Raw genomic sequence first — 20,265 nt, 5'->3', positions numbered from 1 at the left:
AAAATCAAGCCCGGTTGCTTCGATGAGTAAGATACTTACGCAGGAAGAGGTTGACGCCCTACTTAGAGGGATAACGGATGGTGAAATTGAAACCGAGGTGGAAATCCCTGAGCAATCAGGGGTTATACCCTACGACCTTACGAGTCAAGACAGGATCATCCGTGGGCGAATGCCTACTTTGGAGATGGTTAATGATAAATTTGCCCGCCAATTTAGAACTACTTTATCTTCGTTATTGAGAAAGGTGGCGAGTGTTGGGACCATATCCATCGAGGTAATGAAATTTGGTGAATTCCTAAAAACCTTACCAGTTCCCACAAGTCTTCATCTATTCCGTATGGAGCCTTTCAGGGCAACGGGCTTGTTTGTTGTGGAAGCTAAGCTTATCTTTATGTTGATTGATATTCTTTTTGGTGGGGACGGAAGGAACACCTACCGTGTGGAGGGCAGGGAATTCACGGCGATAGAAAATAACATCATTAGGCGGGTTGTAATCAGTGCCCTATCCGATATGGAAAAGACATGGAAAAACTTGGCGGATGTTTCATTCACCTACCAGCACTCCGAAATGAATCCTCAGTTTGCCCAAATAGCCTCTCGCACGGATCTAGTAATAGTTATCAATTTTGAAATAGAGGTTGAGTATTCAACCGGGATCATGACTCTGTGTATTCCGTACGCTGCACTGGAACCGATAAAGGAGAAACTTCATTCCGGGCTTCAAAGTGAGCATCTTGAAGTTGATAACAGCATAATGGAGCGCTTCAAGAAGCACCTCATGCGTACGGAGGTGGAGTTGATCGTCGAGCTGGGCTCCACTCAGATTAATGCTGGAGATGTAGTACAACTTCAAAAAGGCGATGTAATACAGCTTGATCAATCCGCCTCAGATCCTCTCGTGATATATGTGGAAGGTGTAAAAAAATTTTTAGGATTTGCGGGTGTCTACAAAGGAAATCAGGCCGTTTGCATAAAGCAGATTATTTCAACAGAAGAGGTGTGAACGATGGACCAAAGTGAAATCGATGCCCTTTTAAGGGAGATGGAACAGGAGGATAAAAAAAAGAAAGAAGATGCGTTAACGTGGGATGATGTTCAGGAAGAGCTCAATCAGTCGAAAACTACCTCACAAGTGGAAGTTAAACCCGTAGTTTTTGAAGAGATGGCAAAGGATGAAACAGTTAAGGGGAACCTGGATCTGAAATTCATACTAGATATTCCCTTAAATTTGACTGTGGAGCTGGGCCGCACGAGGATTCTGATAAGTGAACTCCTCCAGTTAGGTCAAGGGTCAGTTATTGAACTTACAAAGCTAGCGGGGGAACCAATGGATATCTATGTTAACAACCGCCTAATAGCACGGGGAGAAGTGGTTGTTGTCAATGAAAAGTTTGGTGTCCGATTGACAGACATAATTTCTCCCACGGAGCGTGTCACAAAGCTGGGGTGAGAGTGGACTATGGATTCTTACTACATCATTTCTTTTTTAAAGATGCTGTTTGCCCTTTCCCTCGTTCTGGGAATTATGCTTGGTGCGGTTTACCTGTTGAGGAAGTTGGGCAAGCAGGGACAAATGGGGTTTGCGCCTGGAGGGAGTATAAATGTTATTACAGTGAGGTATCTGGATCCTAAGACGGCAATTATGGTCGTTGACGTTTTCAACAGAATATATGTTTTGGGAGTGTCGGGTAATAACATTACATTGATTGACGAGATTACCGATAGCGAGACAATTTCTAAATTGAAACAGGCGAAGAATTACGAAACCCAGTATGCATCTAAAACCCCAAAACTCAGTTCTTTCAGCTTTCAGTTGTGGATTAGTGATCTGAGAAGAAGGTTAGTTGGTCAATGATGATCTGTTCGATAAGAAAATATACTTTTTCTGTTTCCCTGATGTGCGTTATTCTTCTGTTTACTTTAACGCAGGGATATGCCGAACCGCTGCCAATTCCCAATGTGAGTTTGAGTATTGGTGGAGCGGTGGATTCGCCCTCAAGAGCATTAACAGCGCTGCAGCTTATATTTGTACTTACCGTTCTTTCGCTTGCGCCAGCCATTTTGCTTCTGTTAACCTCATTTACGCGAATAGTGGTGGTTCTTTCACTTTTGCGTCATGCCCTTGGAACCCAGCAGATACCCCCCAATCAAATCATTATTGGGCTTTCCCTCTTTCTCACCCTTTTTATTATGACCCCTGTCTGGAACCAGGTTTATAATGATGCGTTACGGCCCTATTTTAATGAAGAGATAACGGGCCAGGAGGCAATGAGCAAAGCAACACCACCTATCAAATCCTTTATGCTGAAACAGACGAGGGAAAAGGATCTGGCTCTATTCGTGCGCATTGCTCAGGAGAAAAGACCATCTAAGCCAGAAGATTTACCTTTAAACGTTATAATACCTGCATTTGTTATAAGTGAGCTCAAAACAGCTTTTCAGATAGGTTTTCTCATATACCTTCCTTTCTTCATCATTGATATGTTTGTTGCTAGCATTCTTCTATCCATGGGTATGATGATGCTGCCACCTATCATGCTCAGCCTGCCTTTCAAGCTTTTACTTTTTGTCCTCGTTGACGGTTGGAACCTCGTCGTGGGATCGCTTGTTAGTAGTTTTCATTAGTCGCTGAAGGGAGAGTTAGATGAGTTCAGATTTAGTGATTGGTATCATGGCAGAGACAATAAGAATAACACTTTTCGCTGCAGCACCTGTACTTATAGTGGGACTCGTTGTGGGTGTTTTTATCAGTTTGCTCCAGGCCGTAACACAGGTTCAAGAAGTAACACTAGTTTTCGTGCCTAAGATTGTAGCTTGTATGATAGCTCTCGTTGCAGCACTACCGTGGATATTGGAACTAATAATCACATTCACAACGAGACTCTTTCAAAACATACCAATGTACATACGTTGATTGGTTAAATGGCATTTTCTGTCTAGGTAAGAACAGAATATGAACTTTCCGTTATTCTCGCAGGAACAAATTGGCCTTTTTGTGCTTGTTTTTTTTAGGACGACCTTTATTCTAATGGCGATTCCCATTTTCGGAGATCGTGCTGTTCCCTTTCGTGTTAAAGCGGCAACGAGTTTTTTGATCGCTGTTGTCATTTTTCCCACATTGTCGGTTAAATTGCCACCCTCTTATTTTTCCAACATAGTGAATGTTACCATAGGTCTGGCTACCGAAATTATAATTGGTTTAATCTTAGGATTTACAGCGAGATGTTTGTTTGGAGCCATTCAATCTGCAGGGGAAATTATAGGAGTTCAGATTGGTTTCAATATGTCTAATATCTTAGATCCCCTGAGCAATGTGCAGATTACTGTGGTCTCAGAGTTCCTGTATCTTATGGGTGCTTTTGTGTTTCTAATAGTTGATGCTCATCACATTTTTCTGTTTGGGCTTGCGGAAAGTTTTCGTTACATACCCTTCTTTGGTTTGGATCTATCCCCTCTTCTTCTTAACAATTTACTTTTATATACAAAAAATGTCCTGGTTGTTGCTGTGAAACTGAGTGCACCGGTTCTTTCTGTGATGGTGCTGATAAATATATCACTGGCAGTTATCGCGAGGACAGTACCTCAAATAAATGTATTTATTGTTGGTTATCCCCTCCACGTTGTTTCTGCTTTGCTAGTTTTGGGACTAAGTGCCTCTGTTTTTGTTGATTTCGTCTCCCATTTATTTTCGAAGCTGGATTATGAAATCTTAAACCTACTCAAGATTATGTAAATAATTTGACGCAATGTCATGAAACGGATAGGGTGTCATGCCTGAACGAGATCAGGGACAGGAACGAACTGAAAAGGCAACACCAAAGCGAAGAGAAGAAGCTCATAAGAAGGGACAAGTTTCACGAAGCAGGGAACTTTCCTCAGTTGCTATTCTGGGTGCTGCGCTTGTTTATTTTTACTTTCAAGCTCAAGAGGTAACGCGAAAACTTATGAAGTTGACAGTCAGACTTTTAACGGACTCAACTCGTACGGAGATAAACGTCCAGAATGTAACTTCTCTTTTTATGGATTTGTCGTATCAGTTTATTGTCCTGGTATTTCCCATTCTTGCTGTTGTGGTTCTGGTGGCACTCATTGTGAACCTTATCCAGGTGGGCTTCTTGTTTTCCCCTGTGCTTCTCATACCAGATCTTTCCAAAATCAACCCCTTAAGGGGAATAAGACAGCTTTTTGGGTTTAGATCATTGATTGAACTCGCTAAAGGGTCTTTGAAAATTGTGGTAATTGCTCTCGTTGCTTATCTCACAATCCGTTCTGAGATGGGAAATTTTCTACCTTTGATGAATAAGGGTGTCTGGCAAATTACGCGTTTCATTGGAGAAAATGCCTATCGCATTCTTGGTAATGTGTGCTTTCTGCTCGTTGTTCTGGCGATCCTGGATTACTCCTATCAAAGGTGGGAGTTTGAGAAAAATCTGATGATGACAAAGCAAGAGGTAAGGGAGGAGTATAAACAGACAGAAGGAGATCCTCATGTCAAGAGCAGGATAAAGCGTATGCAACTTGAGATAACGCGGCGAAGGATGATGGCAGCTGTGCCGAAAGCGGATGTCGTCATAACGAATCCTACGCATGTGGCCGTAGCCTTGAAGTATGATCCTGAAATGACACTTGCTCCTGTAGTGGTTGCGAAAGGGGCAGGCTACTTGGCGGAACGAATCAAAGAGATTGCCAAGGAGTATGATGTTCCCATTGTTGAAGATAGAGTTGTGGCACAGGTATTGTATAGACTGGTGGACGTTGGTGAAGTCATTCCGGAGAATCTTTATAAGGCTGTAGCAGAAATACTGGCTTACGTTTATCGTTTGAAGAATAGGACGCTGTAATTATGGCAAATATTTACACTAACAGTGAAAATCTTTTATCAGATATTTTCCGGAGTAGCAGTTTTGCACTGGCTTTGGGGGTTGTCGGTATTCTGACGGTTATGATTGTTCCAATACCTCCCCTCGTTCTCGATCTTCTTCTGTCTACGAACATTGCGGTGTCCATAGCTATTCTTCTAATGACCATGTCGGTGTTGAAACCTCTTGATTTCTCTGTTTTTCCTTCTATTCTCCTCATTGCAACTCTGGCAAGACTTTCCCTTAATGTGGCTTCTACTCGACTCATCTTGTTGAACGGTAATCAGGGAACGGATGCTGCAGGTCAAGTTATAAAGGCTTTTGGAACGTTTGTGGTTGGAGGCAATTACGTTATCGGTTTTATAGTTTTCGCTGTTCTTGTTCTCATAAACTTTGTTGTCATAACGAAAGGCGCCACTCGAATCGCCGAGGTTGCAGCTAGGTTCACCCTCGATTCTATGCCTGGTAAACAGATGAGTATTGATGCTGACCTTAATGCGGGGTTAATTAACGAGGAAGAGGCAAGAAAACGTAGACGGGACATTGAGCTGGAGGCCAACTTCTATGGTGCTATGGACGGTGCGAGTAAATTTGTGCGGGGTGATGCAATAGCGGGTATTATAATTGTTCTGGTGAATATTGTCGGTGGTCTTATCATTGGTGTACTCCAAAAAGGCATGACCATTGCGGATGCTGCTCATACATACACAATCCTGACCATTGGAGATGGTTTGGTCACTCAGATTCCGGCTCTCATCATTTCAACTTCAGCTGGTATTCTAGTGACTCGCAGTTCGGCGGCAGCGGAGCTCAGTAACGAAATAAAGGATCAGATTTTTTCCAACCCGAAGATATTCGCTCTATCCGCATTTTTTGTATTTATTTTTGCTTTAGTTCCCGGTATGCCAAAAGTGGCGTTTATAGCAGTGGCGATGCTTGCTGCTACTATTGCGTATACCCTAACGTCAAGGAAACCAGCGGAAGAGATCAAGCAGGAATCGGCACCATCTCCTGTTGAAACAGCTTTAGATGCCCTCTCACCACCTGATCCTTTGGGTCTGGAGGTCGGTTATGGTTTGATTTATTTGGTGGATACCGCCCAGGGTGGTGAACTACTGGGGAGAATAAAGGCTTTGAGAAGACAGCTTGCACAGGAACTCGGTTTTGTTATCCCCGCCATTCATATAAGGGATGATCTTCAGTTAAACCCAAATGAATACGCCATATACCTTAAAGGTACAGAAGTTGCGCGTGGTGAGCTAATGCCAGGATATTTCTTGGCTATAGTTCCTGAGGGTTTTAAGGAAAAGACAGTGCCGGGTGTTCCAACGAGAGAACCAGCATTTGGTCTTCCGGCCTTCTGGGTACCGGAAAGGGAAAAAGAACGTGCTCAATCTATGGGGGCGGTAGTTGTTGATCCAGCAACGGTTCTCATTACTCATCTGAGTGAGGTGATAAAAAACAATATTGAAGAGCTCGTGACACGAAAAGAAGTGTATTCCTTGTTGGATAATCTTTCTCGGACATATGGAAAGGTTGTTGACGATCTTGTGCCGAACGTTGTCCCATTAAACATCCTCCAGAAGGTTCTACAACGGCTTCTTAAAGAAAGAGTACCTATCCGTGATCTTATGACGATCATAGAAATTTTGGCCGATTATGTTCCTTTGACAAAAAATATCGATATCCTAACAGGATATGTAAGGCAGGGGCTTTCAAGGTTTATAACAAGGCAGCACATGGATTCTGAAGGTAACGTAAATGTAGTTATGCTTTCACCGGACTTGGAGGAAGTCATCCAGCAGTCCATACAACATACCGAATATGAGTCATTTGTTAATTTAGATCCCAAGATAGTGAACCGAATTATGCAACAGCTGAAAGATGTGGCTGCAGTTTTTATGTCCAAAGGGCAACATCCTGTGTTGCTGTGTTCACCTCACATACGGGGGCAATTTAGGAAACTTCTAGAGCGGTTTTATCCCAACTTTGTAGTTTTAGCTCACAACGAGATCTCAAGGGAAGCAAACGTGAATTCTTTCGGTTTGGTGGAGTTGTAGAATGAAGGTCAAGCGGTACGAAGTGACGAGCATTCAGGAAGCACTTAACATGATAAAAAAGGAGCTTGGGCCTGAGGCTATCATTATCTCTACTAAAACGTTAAAGGGCACCAATCCTCGGATTATAGAAGTAATTGCAGCCGTGGATTATGAGAAAGATTCAAAAATTGCCATGCCCGATAATGGGTACTTAGAAGTCACCGACAAAAAGAAATTTGCAAGACGTCTTGATGGTTTGGAAGACGATATAACGGAGTTGAAAGAGGCACTTTTCCGTTTAGAAAACAGATGGGACGTTCGCAGGGATCTACATGATCTCCGTGATAGGATTGATGCACTGTTCGAGTTTTTTAATGTAATGCACCCTTTTTACGATAATGATCTGTTGGGAAGCGTTTTCCGTGTTTTGTTGAGAAATGGTATTTCAAAACCGCAGGCTATTCGGATTATTTGTCAGGCCCAAAGTGATCCTTCATTCAGTGGAGCAAAAAATATGGACGATATATTGCGTATCGTAGAACGAGTGGTCGAAGGTGTAGTTGTAAAAGAACCGGTTAAGAAAACAGAAAGGATAAAGGTTTTTGTTGGGCCACCTGGTGTGGGTAAGACAACGACAGTGCCAAGCTTGCTGCACGCTTTCACATTGACGAAGGAAAGAAAACAGCACTGATCTCAACGGATACCTATCGAATAGCTGCTGGGGAACAACTAAAGATTTATGCGAAGATTTTAGGCGTGCCTATCCGTATAGTTGAGGATGTAAAGGGGTTAAAAAAGTCTCTTGAAGACTTTGCAGATAAAGATGTGATTCTGGTGGATACCGCGGGGAGACCATCCCATGATTCTTCATATCTGAATCGCCTTCGCGAGATGTTAAAGGCGTGTAACTCTGTAAACGTGTATCTCCTTCTGAGTGCTACCTCGGATAGGGAACACCTCATGAGAGTATCGAGTAATTTTAGTCTGCTGGATTACGATCACCTAATATTTACCAAAGTGGATGAGTGTCAGCGTTTCGGTTCTCTTTTGGATGTTATTGAGAGAGTAAGAAAACCTATTGAGTACATAACAAACGGCCAGAACGTACCTCAGGATATCCACAGGGTGTCTTCGGAGTTTGTTGCCCGATTGATTACCCGAAATCACATTCACTGAAGGAGTTAGCTACTGTGGACCAGTCAACATCATTTAGGAACGTAGTAGACGGTAAAGGCGAGCATAAGAAAAAAAGGACGGAGATTAGAAGGAAACCTATAAGAGTAATCGCCATTACGAGTGGAAAAGGAGGAGTGGGAAAGACCAATATTACTGCAAATCTTGCATATGTTCTTGATCGGTTAAACCGTAAAGTAATGATACTTGATGCGGATATGGGACTTGCCAATATTGATATAATTTTAGGTTTGACGCCTAAATACAATCTTTTCCACCTCCTAAGAGGGGAGAAAACCATCGAGGAAATTCTTATCCGGGGACCAGGTAGACTGATGATACTGCCCGCCTCATCAGGTATCGCAGAGATGGCTGATTTGTCCAGTGGCTATAAACTTGCCCTGATCGATGAGTTGAATGCTATGCGTGAGCGCCCTGATTTTCTACTTATCGATACGGCTGCGGGTATATCAGGTAATGTTACATATTTTAACATGACAGCAAAAGAGATTATAGTTGTTGCAACTCCTGAACCCGCCTCGCTTACTGATGCCTACGCACTTATGAAAGTTATGTATCAAAACTACTCAAGGAAGAAGTTCAGGATTATTATAAACATGGTTAGGAACGTTGCGGAAGCCAAAGACGTCTTCAAACGCTTACAGAAAGTAACCGATCATTTTCTCAGCGTTCATGTGGATTTTCTTGGGTATATAGTTGTTGACGATAACTTCAAAGAAGCTGTTAAGAGACAGAAAGCACTTGTGGAAATCTTTCCCCATTCGCCGGCAAGCAGGTGTTTGCAGGAGATTGCTGAAAAAATATGTACTGAGACGGTGGAGTATGATGACGAAGGGCTTCTCTCCTTCTTCAATGAAGCTTTTGTAGGACATGAGTATCGATAAACAGACGAGGGAAAAACTCATACTTCAGTATGCACCTATGGTTAAAACCATAGTGAACAGGATGACTGCGAGATTGCCTATGGACCTCGCAGATAAGGAATCTCTTGTTAATGCTGGGATAATTGGTCTTATGTCTGCTTTAGATAAATTTGATGAATCCAAGAATGTTCCTTTCGATGTTTTTGCAAAGTTTCGTATTCGAGGTGCGGTGCTAGATGAGCTTAGGGCAAACGATTGGATACCTCGGTCTGTTAGACATAAAGAGCAAAAGGTTGAAAAAGCTATCAATCACCTAAGACAAACACTGAAAAGGGAACCTACAGAAGAGGAGATTTCTGTTCATCTTGGTTTATCAATTGAGGAGTATTATGAGTTGCTGGATGAGGCAAAGTTAGTGACTCTTTTAAGTGCTGAGGATTTGTCTTCTGATTACATTGATTTTCACGTTGATGAAGAGTGGCTCAACTATCTCGACAGGGAGAATCCTCTTGATCTGCTTGAGTCTGAGGAACTCAGGAGATTGTTGAAAAATGCTATTGATAGTCTGCCTGAGAAAGAGAGGATTGTTTTGTCTTTGTATTATTATGAAGAGATGACGATGAAAGAAATAGGAGCTGTTCTTAAAATTACAGAATCACGGGTCTGTCAAATCCATTCACAGGCAATCATAAGATTGCGATCACACCTATTACATCTTCGGGAGACAGTGTCTGTTTAGAGAGGGTGTATGGCAAAGAGAAAAGCTAAACTAGATCTTTACGAGATACCTGAAAGTCAAGTCGAAATAACGGATTCACCTTCTAAAGAGCAGATCTCTTTTAAAGAGAAGTTGTGGGGTTCATATATCATACTATCGTTTGTTGTTTTATTTTTGATTGTCGCAGGAGGGAGCTGGTGGTATTTTAGAAACTTCTCAGAGAATTTAAAAGAAAGGACTGGAGTTTCACTAGAATTTGATAACTCAGTTCCGAAGGTGGAGCATTTTAGTGTTGATGATTTGCTCGTATCTGTTAAGGATATTAGAGATCGACAATATATTTTGTCGTGCAGTTTCACCTTGGAGGTTGATGATGGGAGAAGGGAACTTGTTTTAGGAAAACTGGAGGAGATAAGAAAAATTATATATCAGACTCTTGATGATGAGAAGGATGATTTAATCTCCAATACGTTTGTCAGGAAAACGTTGAAAAAGAAGCTTAAAGATAACGTCAATAGGATGATAGGAATGAGTTGTGTGCGTGATATATACATAACAAAATTTCTGGTAATCTCATAAGAGGAAGACCATGGAGGCGCAGAATATTTACAAAAAGCTGGAAGAGGATTTCAAGTCAACGATTGTGAGTGAGCTGATACCAGGTATCATTCATAACTTTGCTAATCCATTGAATGGTATCATGGGGCGGGCACAGATAATGAGTAGAAGGATTCAACAACTTGTAGCTCTAATCGAAGAGAATCACCCCGATGTTATGAATCATTGTGGTGAACTTCTTAGTAGATTAATCAGAGACGTTGAAATAATGAACGATGAATCAGAGCGTTTTCACAGGATGTTTGAGGTTGTGGGTACTAAATTCCAATATTTGCACTACCCTGAGGAGGTTACGATTTCGTTAACTGATTTTTTGAAAACGGAGCTTAGTTTTGCTGAGAATTACCTAAAATTCAAACACCAGGTGGTGAAGGAATTTACTTTGGAGGATGATCTTCCAACTTTGAGGACTATACCGGCGTTTCTTTCTGTTTGTATATGGGCAATTTTGCATAACGCTATTAGGGACATCGAAAAAACACAAGATAAGAAGTTGAAAATTTCAACGTTAAGAGAGGGGAATCGTGTAGGACTGAAGGTGTATTATCCCTTTGTTTCCAATGGCAGCCTTAATAATGAAAATGCGGATGTGGGGGATGATTGTCTCGTTCCGGTTAAGGATATAATAAAACTTTTACAGCTTATTGGGTGCAATACATCTTGTAGGGTAGAGGATGGAACTCAGGTTGTGGAAATTTGGTTTGAAAGTTAAAAAAAAGAAGAACCGTAACCGATTATTATAGCATAGACGGTAAATTCATTTCTTAAGTAGAAGCGGTGAAACCTATAGATACTCAACAAGCTATAACACAGTTGCACATAGCTGAGAAAGTGCAGAATATTCAGCAGCAGTACTCTGATGTGCAACAGCGCCACTTTGCCCATCAGTTTGATGTGGAAAGAAAGAAACAGCGGGAGACTGTAAAATTTACACCTGAAGAACAGCCTCTAAGTTTTCAAGTGGATCGCTACGAAGGCGGTGGTGGCAGTCATAAGAGAGAGAAGGGTAGTGGAAAGGATAAGGGAGAGGAGAAAAAAAGTGGGGGTGAGCTTCCACGGACTAAAAAGGATCACATTGACATTAAGGTGTGAAATGACGTTGATCACCTTGCAGATTATTCAACTACTTATAGATGTTTTCCTCCTTGCTGTTTTGATGTTGCTTTTTCGGACTATACGCTCCAAGGAAAAAGAGCAGTTAGTAGTCTCTCAGGCTGATTTTGTTGAACTTAAGCGTTTGATGGATGAATCGCAGACTTTTGCCTCCGAGTTTATGGCAAAATTGGATGAGGGCAAAAGGGAACTACAGACTATTGCCACATCACTTGATGAGCGAGAGAAACGCCTCCATGAAATTGTTGAAAAAGCGGAGAAGATGTACAGCCTTCCGTCGAATAGAGAAGATGAGGAAGTGGAACGGGAGAGATACGGTAAAGCTTTAAAGTTGTTAGAGATGGGGCACGAACTTAAAGATATAGCGAGGGAACTTAATTTAACGGCCGGCGAATTAGACCTCCTCAATAATATCATAAGGTTCAGAAGTTCTCAGAAAGAATGAATTTCAACGTAAAACCACCAGAGTTGTTACGTAGTCAAGGCGCTTTTATGGGTGGGGTCCAAAGTGAGATGATTCTGAGGGAAATCTTTAGACCCGGTGCCGTATTTGAGGCTTATGTTTTGAAAAAAAATGGCGATGCTGTGGTTTTGCAGATAGGTAATAGAAATCTTCTTACAGTAAGAACAGAAACACATGTTGAGGCAGGCAGTAGTCTTCTGTTGCGTGTTAAAAATGTTTTCCCTCGTATAGAATTGGAAATTCTCTCTACGAAAGAGTCTGACTCTGGTATCAAGTATTATTTGCTGCTACATCGGTCCAATCCCCAGCGATTCACACATTCATTGATGGAATTCTTTAAATGTATTGATGCACTAAGAGATGTCTCTCCATACACTCGAGAGGTTGTTACCAAACATGTTGAGAGGGTTAATCATTTCTTGAAGAGGATTTTATTTTCTTTCGTTAGAGGTGGTGAAGGATCACCTGATATTAGTGGATATGTTAAGCACATGGGGCTTATCTTTGAAAGTGGTTTGTTGAAAACTCTCCATGATAACAGGTCTGATTCGAAAATCAGAGAGAGGGCGGGATTAAAGGGTGCATATTTGGAACTTCTGCAGGTATTGAGGAACTTAATGGAGAGTACGGATGACTGTTTAGAAAGGATGTTTATTGAGCAATTCTGCAAAAAAGTACAGGAAGCGGTTGAATCGATAGAAACACTACAGATTTTAAATGTCGTAGCTGAGCAGTACGGTGATCCGTATTACTTTCCCATACCAGTGATGATTCCAGGTGGAATACTACAACAGGACCTGTATATAGAAAGATGGATACAGAGTGAATCCACCAACGAAAGAACGTATCACTTTGTTATGTTGCTTAATCCCGATATGTTGGGTGAGATATTTGTCGAAGTGTGGATAAAGGGTAAGAGTATGGATTGTCATATTTGTTGTTGTGAAAAATCCACACATTTTGAGATTTCAGAACAGTTGCCAAAATTGAAAGATCTTTTGATTGATGCCGGATTCATAGTTAATTATTTTACGTGCACATACGAAGCTGATTTTAAAAGGATGATTACGGATTACAGAAGTAGACTATTTGTAAATAATCTGGAAACGTTGAGTGTTTTCGCATAGGTCAGAGAATGAAGAAAAGGTCCGAGAAACTCCTTGCCGCTGCTGTTGCTTATGATGCACAAAGGGACAGAGCCCCACGCGTAGTCGCAAAAGGCCGTGGTTTTGTCGCTGAAAAAATAATCGCACTTGCTCGGGAGCATGGAATACCAATAAAAGAAGATCCCTGGCTTGTTCAAGTGCTGTGCCGGCTGGAACTGGAAGAGGAGATTCCTTCAGAACTTTACCGTGCGATCGCAGAAATTTTGGCTTTTGTTTATCGACTAAACGAGAAAAAAAGGGAAAATCTGCCAAATAATTGACTCGGGAAAAAAATTCCTTCCTTAACTTTCTACGCACGTTGAAATCTATTTTGCAAACTTAGCTGAAATTTCACTCTGTTGAGTGAGATAAATTATTGGCACATCAATTGCAAAATAAAATCACAAAAAAGAATTTTTGAGGTAGATGATGATAAACGATGTGGTTCAGGTATCTCATTTTGCTGAACGGGTGATGAAGCGTATGGATGTTGTTTCTAACAACCTCGCAAATGCAGCAACCACCGGTTTTAAGCAGGATTGTATCGTTTATGAATCGGGTAAAGAAAGTAAAATGTTTGATGAGAAAACGGTTATTGATTTTCGTCAAGGCTCTGTTCAGTTTACGGGTAATCTTTTCGATTTTGCCTTATCGGGAGAAGGTTTTTTTGTTGTGCAGACAGCAGAGGGACTCCGATACACAAGGAGGGGAGATTTTACAATTGATCATGAGGGTTATCTTGTTACTCAATGGGGTGATCGTGTGATGGGGATCTCGGGTCCTCTGAGAATTCAGGGAAGCAATGTGGATGTGAGTTCAGATGGTACGTTGGTTGTTGATGGTAATCCCGTTGGTCAGTTGTCCATTGTAACGTTTAAAAATTTAAACAAACTGTCGCGAGATGTCAACGGTTACTTTAGATCAGAGGAATCTCCGGAGCAGGTAGAAAAACATCACAATGTGAGGCAACGCTACCTAGAATTTTCCAATGTGAATGTAATACGAGAAATGGTGAACATGATCGAACTCCACAGGTTAATGGAAACATATCAGAGATTGATTCAAACGATAAATGATGGAGACAAATTATCCACAAGCCGCATTGGTCGCATTGCGTAGAAAGGAGGCATCATGATTAGATCTCTTTACACGGCAGCTACTGGAATGACAGCACAGCAGATTGAGCAGGATGTTATTGCCAATAATCTTGCAAACATAAATACAGTCGGTTTCAAAAGGTCGAGGGCCAATTTTCAAGATCTTATGTATCAAGTTTTGACAAAGGCCGGCTCAACTTCGGCAACGGGTAACCAGCTACCAGCAGGAATGGAGATCGGTATGGGTGTGAAGGCTGTCTCTACCCAGAAGATATTTACTCAAGGTGATTTTGTTCAAACGGGTAATTCCCTTGACTGGGCTATAGAGGGAGAGGGATTCTTTCAGGTTGATGACGGTACTGGCAAAACGGTTTATACTAGGGCGGGTAGTTTTAAACTAAACAAGGATGGTAATATCGTTAACTCAGAAGGGCTTTTATTGGTACCCACAATAAACATCCCCAGTACCGCTCTCGTTATAACGGTAGACAAGACAGGGGTTGTTTCAGTCACGGATCAGGCAGGTAACATAACGCAGGTAGGTCAGATTCAGATAGCACGTTTTGTCAATCCCGCAGGTCTTACTAGTCTAGGAAGGAATCTCTTTGATAAAACGGATGCCTCTGGGGATGCCCTTGTGGGAAATCCCGGCACAGAGGGTAGAGGCTATATAAATCAATTCTTCCTCGAAATGTCTAACGTTAATGTTATCGAAGAAATGGTCAAAATGATTGTGGGGCAGCGTAACTATGAGATCAATTCAAAGTCGATACAAACTGCTGATTCTATGTTGGGCATTGTTAATAACCTTAAACGCTAGTCATCAATTGGGTGCCTCTGAACTCCACAAAACCCAGATGGTGGATGAAAGATCTATAAGACAGGTTGTGCGTCAATACATTGAAGGAGGTATCCCATGGGCGAAGGAAGATGTGCATATTGAATTCTTGGAAAATGCTTGGGCGAGGAAATTGCCTGTAGGGGAAAAGGTGATTATTTATGTGGAAAGGATCGGAAGTGGAGAGTTTATAGGAAATCTTTCTTTCAATGTCACTTTGGAAACTTCTAAAGGTATGAAAAAAAACATTGTGGTTCCAGTTCGTGTTGCTGTGAATAGGCCGGTTGTAGTTGCCAGGGAGTCCCTTGGTAGAAATAGGATTCTGCAGGCTGAGGATGTAGAAGTTAAAAGTAAGTGGGTTTATCATTTAAATCCGAAGCTTGTGTCCTCTGTTGATCAGGTCGTAGGGAGAGTGCTTGTTGCACCTGTTGCAAAGGGTGTAGAAATTACGCAGGACGTTTTAAAGGAACCTATCCTTGTGAGAAAAGGAAAGGTGGTTAAACTTCAGCTCGATAGAGGGTCGATACAGATAGATACAGTGGCCATCTGTGAAGAGGACGGCATGAGAGATGCGATAGTGAAGGTTAGAAACATGTCTTCTAATCGGATTGTATATGCAAGGGTGGTAGGTGAGAACCATGTTGTTATTGATTATTAGAGGGGTTTTGATATTTATTGTTTCTATGCTGTTTATCTGTGGGTGTGCGGAAAGGTACAGCGTGAAACCGGAACATTACAATGCCTTTCCTGAAGCAAAACATGCACCGAGTGTTCAACCAGCTCAAGGTTCCTTGTGGGTTGGCGAAAATAATAGGAATATGCTTTTCACCGATAACAAGGCTCGTTACGTCAATGATACAATAACAATTGTAATAGAAGAATCGTCTCTGGGACAGAACAGGGCTACGACAAATACCAGCAGAACAACTACTACTGGTACCTCAATCTCAGCGCTTCTAGGTATAGATACCTCAATTTTAAAGCGAAACCCCAATATGGGAAGTTCCATCTCGGTGGGTGGGGAATCCACGAATTCTCTTAAAGGAAGCGGAGACACGAGCAGGGGAAGTACGTTGAAGGCTGTGGTAACTGGTAGGGTTGTTAAGGTGCTGGAAAACGGAAATCTGTTAATTGAGGGACGTAAGCAAATAACGATAAATGCAGAGGATCAGTACCTTATAATAACCGGTATTGTTCGTCCACAGGACGTTACAGCTGAAAATTATGTGTATTCAACAAGTATTTCTGATGCGCGGATAGTATTTACAGGTTCTGGTGTTATTAATGATAAGATGCGACCGGGATGGGGTACACGTATCCTTGACTGGATATGGCCTTTCTAGCCTACTGATGGGGGCGTGCTAATTTTATGAAATCTGTTGGTTCTTTTGTTTCTAAAGTTTTGATTGTTGCAATTATAGCGGAATTTTTTTCAATCTCAGTTTGTTATAGTGCACGCATAAAGGACATAGCGGGTATTGGTGGGGTGAGGTCCAATCAACTTGTTGGTTACGGACTAGTAGTTGGTTTGATGGGGACAGGCGACGATGTCAAAAATGGTTTCACAAGGGAAACTATCGCCAACATGTTAAGCAGACAGGGACTTTCCGTTAAAGAACGTATGGAGAGTATAAAATCAAAAAATACGGCAGCTGTGATAGTTACTGCGAATCTCCCCCCTTTCGCAAAGAATGGGACGCGCTTGGATTGTACGGTTTCCTCCCTTGGGGATGCTACAAGTCTACAGGGTGGGACACTTATCATGACACCACTTAGAGCGCCGGATGGAGAAGTGTATGCTGTTTGCCAGGGGCCGGTTTTTATCGGAGGTTTTACCGCAGGGGGTGCAACAGCGTCAGTGACCAAAAATCAAACGAACGTGGGTGTAGTGCCTAACGGTGCTCTTGTGGAAAGAGAGGTTCCTCTAGATTTCACGAAGGTGAACACGTTCACAATTAACCTCTACAATCCTGATTTTACCACTGTTAAAGATATGGCTCACCGCATAAATGCATTAATGTCCGATAGGGTTTATGCCCAGCCGAAGGATTCGGGGACTGTCCTTATTACATTGCTTGAAGGTGTACAGAAGAAGATAATGGAAGTTATTTCCGATCTGGAAAATATCGACATTCCTGTAAGCCAGCCTGCTGTTGTCGTAATAAACGAAAAAACCGGGACAGTAGTTATGGGGGAGAACGTAAGAGTTTCCACTGTGGCTATTGCCCATGGTAATCTTAGTATAACCATTAAGGAAAGTATGCGGGTTTCACAGCCGTTGCCTTTTTCACCAAGACCTCCGGAACAGGCGACTCAGCCTTCCTATGAAGGGAAGAGTGGCACAATTGTGGCTCCAGGGGGACAAACCGTGGTTACCAAAGACACTGACGTTAAAGTGTATGAAGAAAAGAGACAGTTGCACCTTATTCAAGAGGGTGTGAGCATCCGGGACATAGTGCAGTCTCTTAATGCTATTGGGGTTTCTCCCCGTGATCTAATAACAATACTACAGGCAATTAAAGCTGCAGGGGCGTTACAGGCTGAACTTAGGGTGATTTGATGAAGCCATTTGGTAAAATTGACGGTGTTTCAAATCAAGGAATAGCTTTTGAGAATCAACAAAGCAACAATGAGAAGCGTTTGAAAAGAGCCTGTGCTGATTTTGAGGCACTCCTCATTTACCAGATGTTGAAGACAATGAGGCGGACCGTTCCAAGGGGGGGTGTATTCAGTCAGGGGGTTATTACAGATACGTGGTATATGGTTATGGATCAAAGTATTGCAGAAAGTATAGCTCAACGAAACGGTGGGTTGGGTATTCAGAATATACTTTACGATCACCTTGTGTCGAATACGGGTAAAAAAGATCGCTTAAGGAAGTAAAGTTTTCTTTTGGATTAACCGATAATTGTGTTAAGAACAATAACAAGGTCATTGAAGGTACGGCCATGAAGATAGGAGACTATAAAGAGATTGTACCTGATGCAGTACAGAGGTATCACAAAAACGAATCAGTAGCAGGTGCCTCCGAGAAAAAAGAGCAAGTCGGTGCCTACCCTTTGCCTGAAGAAAGAGTTAGTCTTTCTGATAGGGCAAAAGAATTCAATGAGATGAAGAAGTTAATAGAGTCCCAACCTGAAGTGCGAGATGATTTGGTCAAAAAAATGCGAGAGAAGATAGAGAGCGGTGAATACAAAGTTCCTGCTGAAGATCTGGCGAGAAAAATAGTGGGCGAGAATTTGATAGACATTTTTGCCTGAGTTATCCGACCAAGGTAGGAAAAATTTTCCGAGCTGCAGATGTATACGGCCTTATATAAGGCCGTTTTTTTTGGAAAAATACAAGAATTTAACATGGTATGTTAATTGCTTAATTAAATAGAAAACGAGGTTACTTAAATTTTTACGAGATCTATCATGGGTGAGAAAGAGAGTTTAAAGACGATTTTAATTCTTACGTTAGAACTTTACAGGAATCTTGAGGAAGTCCTGGTAAATGAAAGAAAGGCCATAATAAAGGCTTCTCTGGATGATATGATATCAGTAATAAAAGAAAAAGAGAGAATTGTGCGTGAGATCGCGTTGTTGTGGGAGGGGAAAGGGGAACTAAAGTTGTTATTTCACAAGAGTGGTTCATCCCGTAACGTGGGTTTACATGATTCATCTGAGAGTGACTTGGTTAATGATGATAGGGTTTTCTCCTTGATAAAGGAGTTAAAAGATCAGTGTTCAAGAGTTCATTCGCTGAATTTAGCCAACAAAGAGTTGATAGAATCTGCCATTTCGTACCTCAGGGATTGGCTTTTGTACCTTCAGAATTTGATGAGTCCCCACTTAATTTATGCAAAGGGGGGCAAAGTTATACTTAACAGTCGGCCAGGTTGTGTGATCAATAGGGAAGGATGAGCGATGTCAATAAGCACAATACTTAACGTAACGAGAAATGCCCTTTTTGCCAATCAGTTAGCCATTGATGTTACGGGTGGAAATATAGCCAATGTGAACACAGAGGGTTACTCCCGTCAGGTGCCTGTGTTTACGGCAACTGGAAATGTTCAGGCTGGGGCTGCTTCAGCTCAGCTGAGTGTGGAGATTACAAAGATCCAGCGGATGTTTGATAGCTTTACAGAACTTCAAAGCGCTCAGCAGATTCAGCGACTTGGTTACTGTGAGGCGAGGAACGATATATTGAAGAAAGTCGAAACGGTGTTCAATGAAGTTTCAGGTGGTAAGTTAAGTGATGCTCTGAATGAATTCTGGAGGGCGTGGTCAGATTTAGCCTCTAATCCAACAGGACAGGTCGAGCGGCATGCAATTATTGCCATCTCTCAAAGCCTTGCGGATCAGTTTAACTTTTTTGCCGATCAGATTTATAATATTCAGGTAAGTATTGACAACACCATTAAAGATGTGATCTCGGAAATAAATAATCTTACCTCCGAGATCGCATATCTTAATACACGCATAGGGCAAATATCGGGCGAATCGGGTGAGGCAAATCGTCTTTTAGACGAGCGTTCAAAGCTTCTTCTGAAACTGAGCGAACTCTTGGATTGCCACTATATTGTCGATGAAAACAACGCCTTGAATATTTACCTGCCAGATGGTGAGGCAATTGTGGATGGTGTAACTAATTATGACTTGAGGTTGGTTAAGAACAGTTCATCCACCTTCCATGATGTGTATTTGAGTAACGCCAACCAAACTGTTTTGAATTCCTTTCTGACGCGTGGTGAGCGGGGGAGATTGGGGGGACTTATAATGGTGAGGGACGATAAACTTGAGGATTATAGGGACAAACTGGATGAGATGGTTAAGGGGTTCATGAAATCCGTAAATGAAATCCACGTAAGTGGATACGACCAGTACGGAAATCCTGGTATTTGTTTCTTTGTACTTCGCACCTCAGGTTCTGAATCCTATGCACGGGATATTATGTTGAATCCTGAAATTGTTGGTGATCGAGGTAAAATTGTGGCATCTTCTACCGTCAACGGTAATGGGGAAAAAGCGGGGGAAGTTGCAGCTCTCAAGGATAAGCTTATAATGAGCAATGGAATAGAGACGATTGGGAGTTACTACGCGTCTTTTATTGGTGAGATAGCTAGGGATATAAGCCAGGCGGCACGTAGTGTGGATTACCATAGAACAGTGTATGAGCAGTTGAAGCAACAGAAAGAGAGTATAGCCGGTGTTTCGCTTGATGAAGAGATGATAAATCTCGTCAAATTTCAACTGGCTTATCGTGCGGCAGGTAAACTCTGTCAAACTGCAAATGATTTAATGGAAAATTTGCTGGAGCTTGTTAAGTAAGAGGAG

At 41.9% G+C, this 20,265-nt stretch carries 27 protein-coding genes; all 27 read left to right on the top strand.

The features are described 5' to 3' along the window. Nucleotides 1-22 precede the first annotated feature (22 nt). Nucleotides 23-1,003 (top strand): flagellar motor switch protein FliM, encoded by a 981-nt coding sequence (fliM, locus tag N2317_06215; GenBank protein ID MCX7817086.1) that lies wholly within the window; start codon nt 23-25, stop codon nt 1,001-1,003. 39 nt (nt 1,004-1,042) lie between these two features. Next, the gene (fliN, locus tag N2317_06210) at nt 1,043-1,450 is read left to right on the top strand and encodes a flagellar motor switch protein FliN (GenBank protein MCX7817085.1); all 408 of its coding nucleotides are present in this window, start codon (nt 1,043-1,045) and stop codon (nt 1,448-1,450) included. A 9-nt stretch (nt 1,451-1,459) separates the two neighbouring features. Further along, on the top strand, nt 1,460-1,855 hold the full coding sequence (gene fliO / locus N2317_06205; GenBank protein ID MCX7817084.1) for a flagellar biosynthetic protein FliO: 396 nt from the start codon (nt 1,460-1,462) through the stop codon (nt 1,853-1,855). Further along, the gene (gene fliP / locus N2317_06200) at nt 1,852-2,625 is read left to right on the top strand and encodes a flagellar type III secretion system pore protein FliP (GenBank protein ID MCX7817083.1); all 774 of its coding nucleotides are present in this window, start codon (nt 1,852-1,854) and stop codon (nt 2,623-2,625) included. The genes fliO and fliP overlap by 4 nt, the downstream gene beginning before the upstream one ends. Nucleotides 2,626-2,644: 19 nt before the next feature. Next, nucleotides 2,645-2,914, top strand: coding sequence for a flagellar biosynthesis protein FliQ (gene fliQ, locus N2317_06195; GenBank protein MCX7817082.1), 270 nt, complete (start codon nt 2,645-2,647; stop codon nt 2,912-2,914). A 39-nt stretch (nt 2,915-2,953) separates the two neighbouring features. After that, a complete protein-coding gene (gene fliR / locus N2317_06190; GenBank protein ID MCX7817081.1) occupies nt 2,954-3,733 on the top strand; it encodes a flagellar biosynthetic protein FliR in 780 nt (259 codons plus the stop codon). 37 nt (nt 3,734-3,770) lie between these two features. Further along, nucleotides 3,771-4,841, top strand: coding sequence for a flagellar biosynthesis protein FlhB (gene flhB, locus N2317_06185; GenBank protein ID MCX7817080.1), 1,071 nt, complete (start codon nt 3,771-3,773; stop codon nt 4,839-4,841). Nucleotides 4,842-4,843: 2 nt separating this feature from the next. Next, nucleotides 4,844-6,919: a flagellar biosynthesis protein FlhA gene (gene flhA, locus N2317_06180; GenBank protein ID MCX7817079.1), complete on the top strand. Its 2,076-nt coding sequence runs from the start codon at nt 4,844-4,846 to the stop codon at nt 6,917-6,919. 1 nt (nt 6,920) lies between these two features. Next, complete coding sequence (locus N2317_06175; protein MCX7817078.1) at nt 6,921-7,589, top strand: hypothetical protein; 669 nt, start codon at nt 6,921-6,923, stop codon at nt 7,587-7,589. Next, nucleotides 7,589-8,074 (top strand): hypothetical protein, encoded by a 486-nt coding sequence (locus tag N2317_06170; GenBank protein ID MCX7817077.1) that lies wholly within the window; start codon nt 7,589-7,591, stop codon nt 8,072-8,074. The genes N2317_06175 and N2317_06170 overlap by 1 nt, the downstream gene beginning before the upstream one ends. 14 nt (nt 8,075-8,088) lie before the next feature. Continuing rightward, nucleotides 8,089-8,976, top strand: coding sequence for a MinD/ParA family protein (locus N2317_06165; protein ID MCX7817076.1), 888 nt, complete (start codon nt 8,089-8,091; stop codon nt 8,974-8,976). Continuing rightward, nucleotides 8,963-9,694 carry a FliA/WhiG family RNA polymerase sigma factor gene (locus N2317_06160; protein MCX7817075.1) on the top strand — a complete coding sequence of 244 codons (732 nt, stop codon included), beginning with the start codon at nt 8,963-8,965 and terminating at the stop codon, nt 9,692-9,694. The genes N2317_06165 and N2317_06160 overlap by 14 nt, the downstream gene beginning before the upstream one ends. A 9-nt stretch (nt 9,695-9,703) precedes the next feature. Continuing rightward, nucleotides 9,704-10,252, top strand: a complete 549-nt coding sequence (locus N2317_06155) for a flagellar basal body-associated FliL family protein (protein MCX7817074.1) — start codon at nt 9,704-9,706, stop codon at nt 10,250-10,252. 10 nt (nt 10,253-10,262) lie between these two features. Further along, a complete protein-coding gene (locus N2317_06150) occupies nt 10,263-11,003 on the top strand; it encodes a hypothetical protein (protein ID MCX7817073.1) in 741 nt (246 codons plus the stop codon). Between the two features lie 65 nt (nt 11,004-11,068). Next, nucleotides 11,069-11,383, top strand: a complete 315-nt coding sequence (locus N2317_06145; protein MCX7817072.1) for a hypothetical protein — start codon at nt 11,069-11,071, stop codon at nt 11,381-11,383. A gap of 1 nt (nt 11,384) precedes the next feature. Beyond that, nucleotides 11,385-11,849 (top strand): hypothetical protein, encoded by a 465-nt coding sequence (locus N2317_06140; GenBank protein MCX7817071.1) that lies wholly within the window; start codon nt 11,385-11,387, stop codon nt 11,847-11,849. Then, nucleotides 11,846-12,994 carry a hypothetical protein gene (locus tag N2317_06135; GenBank protein ID MCX7817070.1) on the top strand — a complete coding sequence of 383 codons (1,149 nt, stop codon included), beginning with the start codon at nt 11,846-11,848 and terminating at the stop codon, nt 12,992-12,994. Before N2317_06140 ends, N2317_06135 begins: the two co-directional genes overlap by 4 nt. 8 nt (nt 12,995-13,002) lie before the next feature. Further along, complete coding sequence (locus N2317_06130) at nt 13,003-13,293, top strand: EscU/YscU/HrcU family type III secretion system export apparatus switch protein (GenBank protein ID MCX7817069.1); 291 nt, start codon at nt 13,003-13,005, stop codon at nt 13,291-13,293. Between the two features lie 145 nt (nt 13,294-13,438). Next, the gene (locus tag N2317_06125; protein ID MCX7817068.1) at nt 13,439-14,131 is read left to right on the top strand and encodes a flagellar hook basal-body protein; all 693 of its coding nucleotides are present in this window, start codon (nt 13,439-13,441) and stop codon (nt 14,129-14,131) included. 12 nt (nt 14,132-14,143) lie between these two features. Continuing rightward, complete coding sequence (flgG, locus tag N2317_06120; GenBank protein ID MCX7817067.1) at nt 14,144-14,929, top strand: flagellar basal-body rod protein FlgG; 786 nt, start codon at nt 14,144-14,146, stop codon at nt 14,927-14,929. A gap of 37 nt (nt 14,930-14,966) precedes the next feature. Then, the gene (gene flgA / locus N2317_06115) at nt 14,967-15,605 is read left to right on the top strand and encodes a flagellar basal body P-ring formation chaperone FlgA (GenBank protein ID MCX7817066.1); all 639 of its coding nucleotides are present in this window, start codon (nt 14,967-14,969) and stop codon (nt 15,603-15,605) included. After that, nucleotides 15,586-16,290, top strand: a complete 705-nt coding sequence (locus tag N2317_06110) for a flagellar basal body L-ring protein FlgH (GenBank protein ID MCX7817065.1) — start codon at nt 15,586-15,588, stop codon at nt 16,288-16,290. Before flgA ends, N2317_06110 begins: the two co-directional genes overlap by 20 nt. Nucleotides 16,291-16,316: 26 nt before the next feature. Then, nucleotides 16,317-17,507, top strand: coding sequence for a flagellar basal body P-ring protein FlgI (locus tag N2317_06105; protein ID MCX7817064.1), 1,191 nt, complete (start codon nt 16,317-16,319; stop codon nt 17,505-17,507). Next, a complete protein-coding gene (locus tag N2317_06100; GenBank protein MCX7817063.1) occupies nt 17,507-17,830 on the top strand; it encodes a rod-binding protein in 324 nt (107 codons plus the stop codon). The genes N2317_06105 and N2317_06100 overlap by 1 nt, the downstream gene beginning before the upstream one ends. 65 nt (nt 17,831-17,895) lie before the next feature. Further along, nucleotides 17,896-18,207 (top strand): flagellar biosynthesis anti-sigma factor FlgM, encoded by a 312-nt coding sequence (flgM, locus tag N2317_06095; GenBank protein ID MCX7817062.1) that lies wholly within the window; start codon nt 17,896-17,898, stop codon nt 18,205-18,207. 156 nt (nt 18,208-18,363) lie between these two features. After that, on the top strand, nt 18,364-18,852 hold the full coding sequence (locus N2317_06090) for a flagellar protein FlgN (protein MCX7817061.1): 489 nt from the start codon (nt 18,364-18,366) through the stop codon (nt 18,850-18,852). Nucleotides 18,853-18,855: 3 nt separating this feature from the next. Continuing rightward, on the top strand, nt 18,856-20,259 hold the full coding sequence (gene flgK / locus N2317_06085) for a flagellar hook-associated protein FlgK (protein ID MCX7817060.1): 1,404 nt from the start codon (nt 18,856-18,858) through the stop codon (nt 20,257-20,259). Nucleotides 20,260-20,265 lie beyond the last annotated feature (6 nt).

Source organism: Syntrophales bacterium (genome assembly GCA_026417625.1).
Lineage (GTDB): Bacteria > Desulfobacterota > Syntrophia > Syntrophales > UBA8958 > JAOACW01.
This window is presented reverse-complemented; position numbering and strand designations above follow the sequence as displayed.

Bases quoted from the DNA above. Each gene is read 5' to 3' on its own strand.
- fliP (MCX7817083.1), top strand. From the start codon at position 1,852: ATGATGATCTGTTCGATAAGAAAATATACTTTTTCTGTTTCCCTGATG.
- flgA (MCX7817066.1), top strand. From the start codon at position 14,967: ATGGTGGATGAAAGATCTATAAGACAGGTTGTGCGTCAATACATTGAA.
- N2317_06155 (MCX7817074.1), top strand. From the start codon at position 9,704: ATGGCAAAGAGAAAAGCTAAACTAGATCTTTACGAGATACCTGAAAGT.
- flhB (MCX7817080.1), top strand. From the start codon at position 3,771: ATGCCTGAACGAGATCAGGGACAGGAACGAACTGAAAAGGCAACACCA.
- N2317_06100 (MCX7817063.1), top strand. From the start codon at position 17,507: ATGAAGCCATTTGGTAAAATTGACGGTGTTTCAAATCAAGGAATAGCT.
- flgG (MCX7817067.1), top strand. From the start codon at position 14,144: ATGATTAGATCTCTTTACACGGCAGCTACTGGAATGACAGCACAGCAG.
- flgM (MCX7817062.1), top strand. From the start codon at position 17,896: ATGAAGATAGGAGACTATAAAGAGATTGTACCTGATGCAGTACAGAGG.
- N2317_06110 (MCX7817065.1), top strand. From the start codon at position 15,586: ATGTTGTTATTGATTATTAGAGGGGTTTTGATATTTATTGTTTCTATG.
- N2317_06090 (MCX7817061.1), top strand. From the start codon at position 18,364: ATGGGTGAGAAAGAGAGTTTAAAGACGATTTTAATTCTTACGTTAGAA.
- N2317_06140 (MCX7817071.1), top strand. From the start codon at position 11,385: ATGACGTTGATCACCTTGCAGATTATTCAACTACTTATAGATGTTTTC.
- fliO (MCX7817084.1), top strand. From the start codon at position 1,460: ATGGATTCTTACTACATCATTTCTTTTTTAAAGATGCTGTTTGCCCTT.
- fliQ (MCX7817082.1), top strand. From the start codon at position 2,645: ATGAGTTCAGATTTAGTGATTGGTATCATGGCAGAGACAATAAGAATA.
- N2317_06105 (MCX7817064.1), top strand. From the start codon at position 16,317: ATGAAATCTGTTGGTTCTTTTGTTTCTAAAGTTTTGATTGTTGCAATT.
- flgK (MCX7817060.1), top strand. From the start codon at position 18,856: ATGTCAATAAGCACAATACTTAACGTAACGAGAAATGCCCTTTTTGCC.
- N2317_06150 (MCX7817073.1), top strand. From the start codon at position 10,263: ATGGAGGCGCAGAATATTTACAAAAAGCTGGAAGAGGATTTCAAGTCA.
- N2317_06160 (MCX7817075.1), top strand. From the start codon at position 8,963: ATGAGTATCGATAAACAGACGAGGGAAAAACTCATACTTCAGTATGCA.
- fliN (MCX7817085.1), top strand. From the start codon at position 1,043: ATGGAACAGGAGGATAAAAAAAAGAAAGAAGATGCGTTAACGTGGGAT.
- fliM (MCX7817086.1), top strand. From the start codon at position 23: ATGAGTAAGATACTTACGCAGGAAGAGGTTGACGCCCTACTTAGAGGG.
- N2317_06175 (MCX7817078.1), top strand. From the start codon at position 6,921: ATGAAGGTCAAGCGGTACGAAGTGACGAGCATTCAGGAAGCACTTAAC.
- N2317_06125 (MCX7817068.1), top strand. From the start codon at position 13,439: ATGATGATAAACGATGTGGTTCAGGTATCTCATTTTGCTGAACGGGTG.
- N2317_06135 (MCX7817070.1), top strand. From the start codon at position 11,846: ATGAATTTCAACGTAAAACCACCAGAGTTGTTACGTAGTCAAGGCGCT.
- fliR (MCX7817081.1), top strand. From the start codon at position 2,954: ATGAACTTTCCGTTATTCTCGCAGGAACAAATTGGCCTTTTTGTGCTT.
- N2317_06130 (MCX7817069.1), top strand. From the start codon at position 13,003: ATGAAGAAAAGGTCCGAGAAACTCCTTGCCGCTGCTGTTGCTTATGAT.
- flhA (MCX7817079.1), top strand. From the start codon at position 4,844: ATGGCAAATATTTACACTAACAGTGAAAATCTTTTATCAGATATTTTC.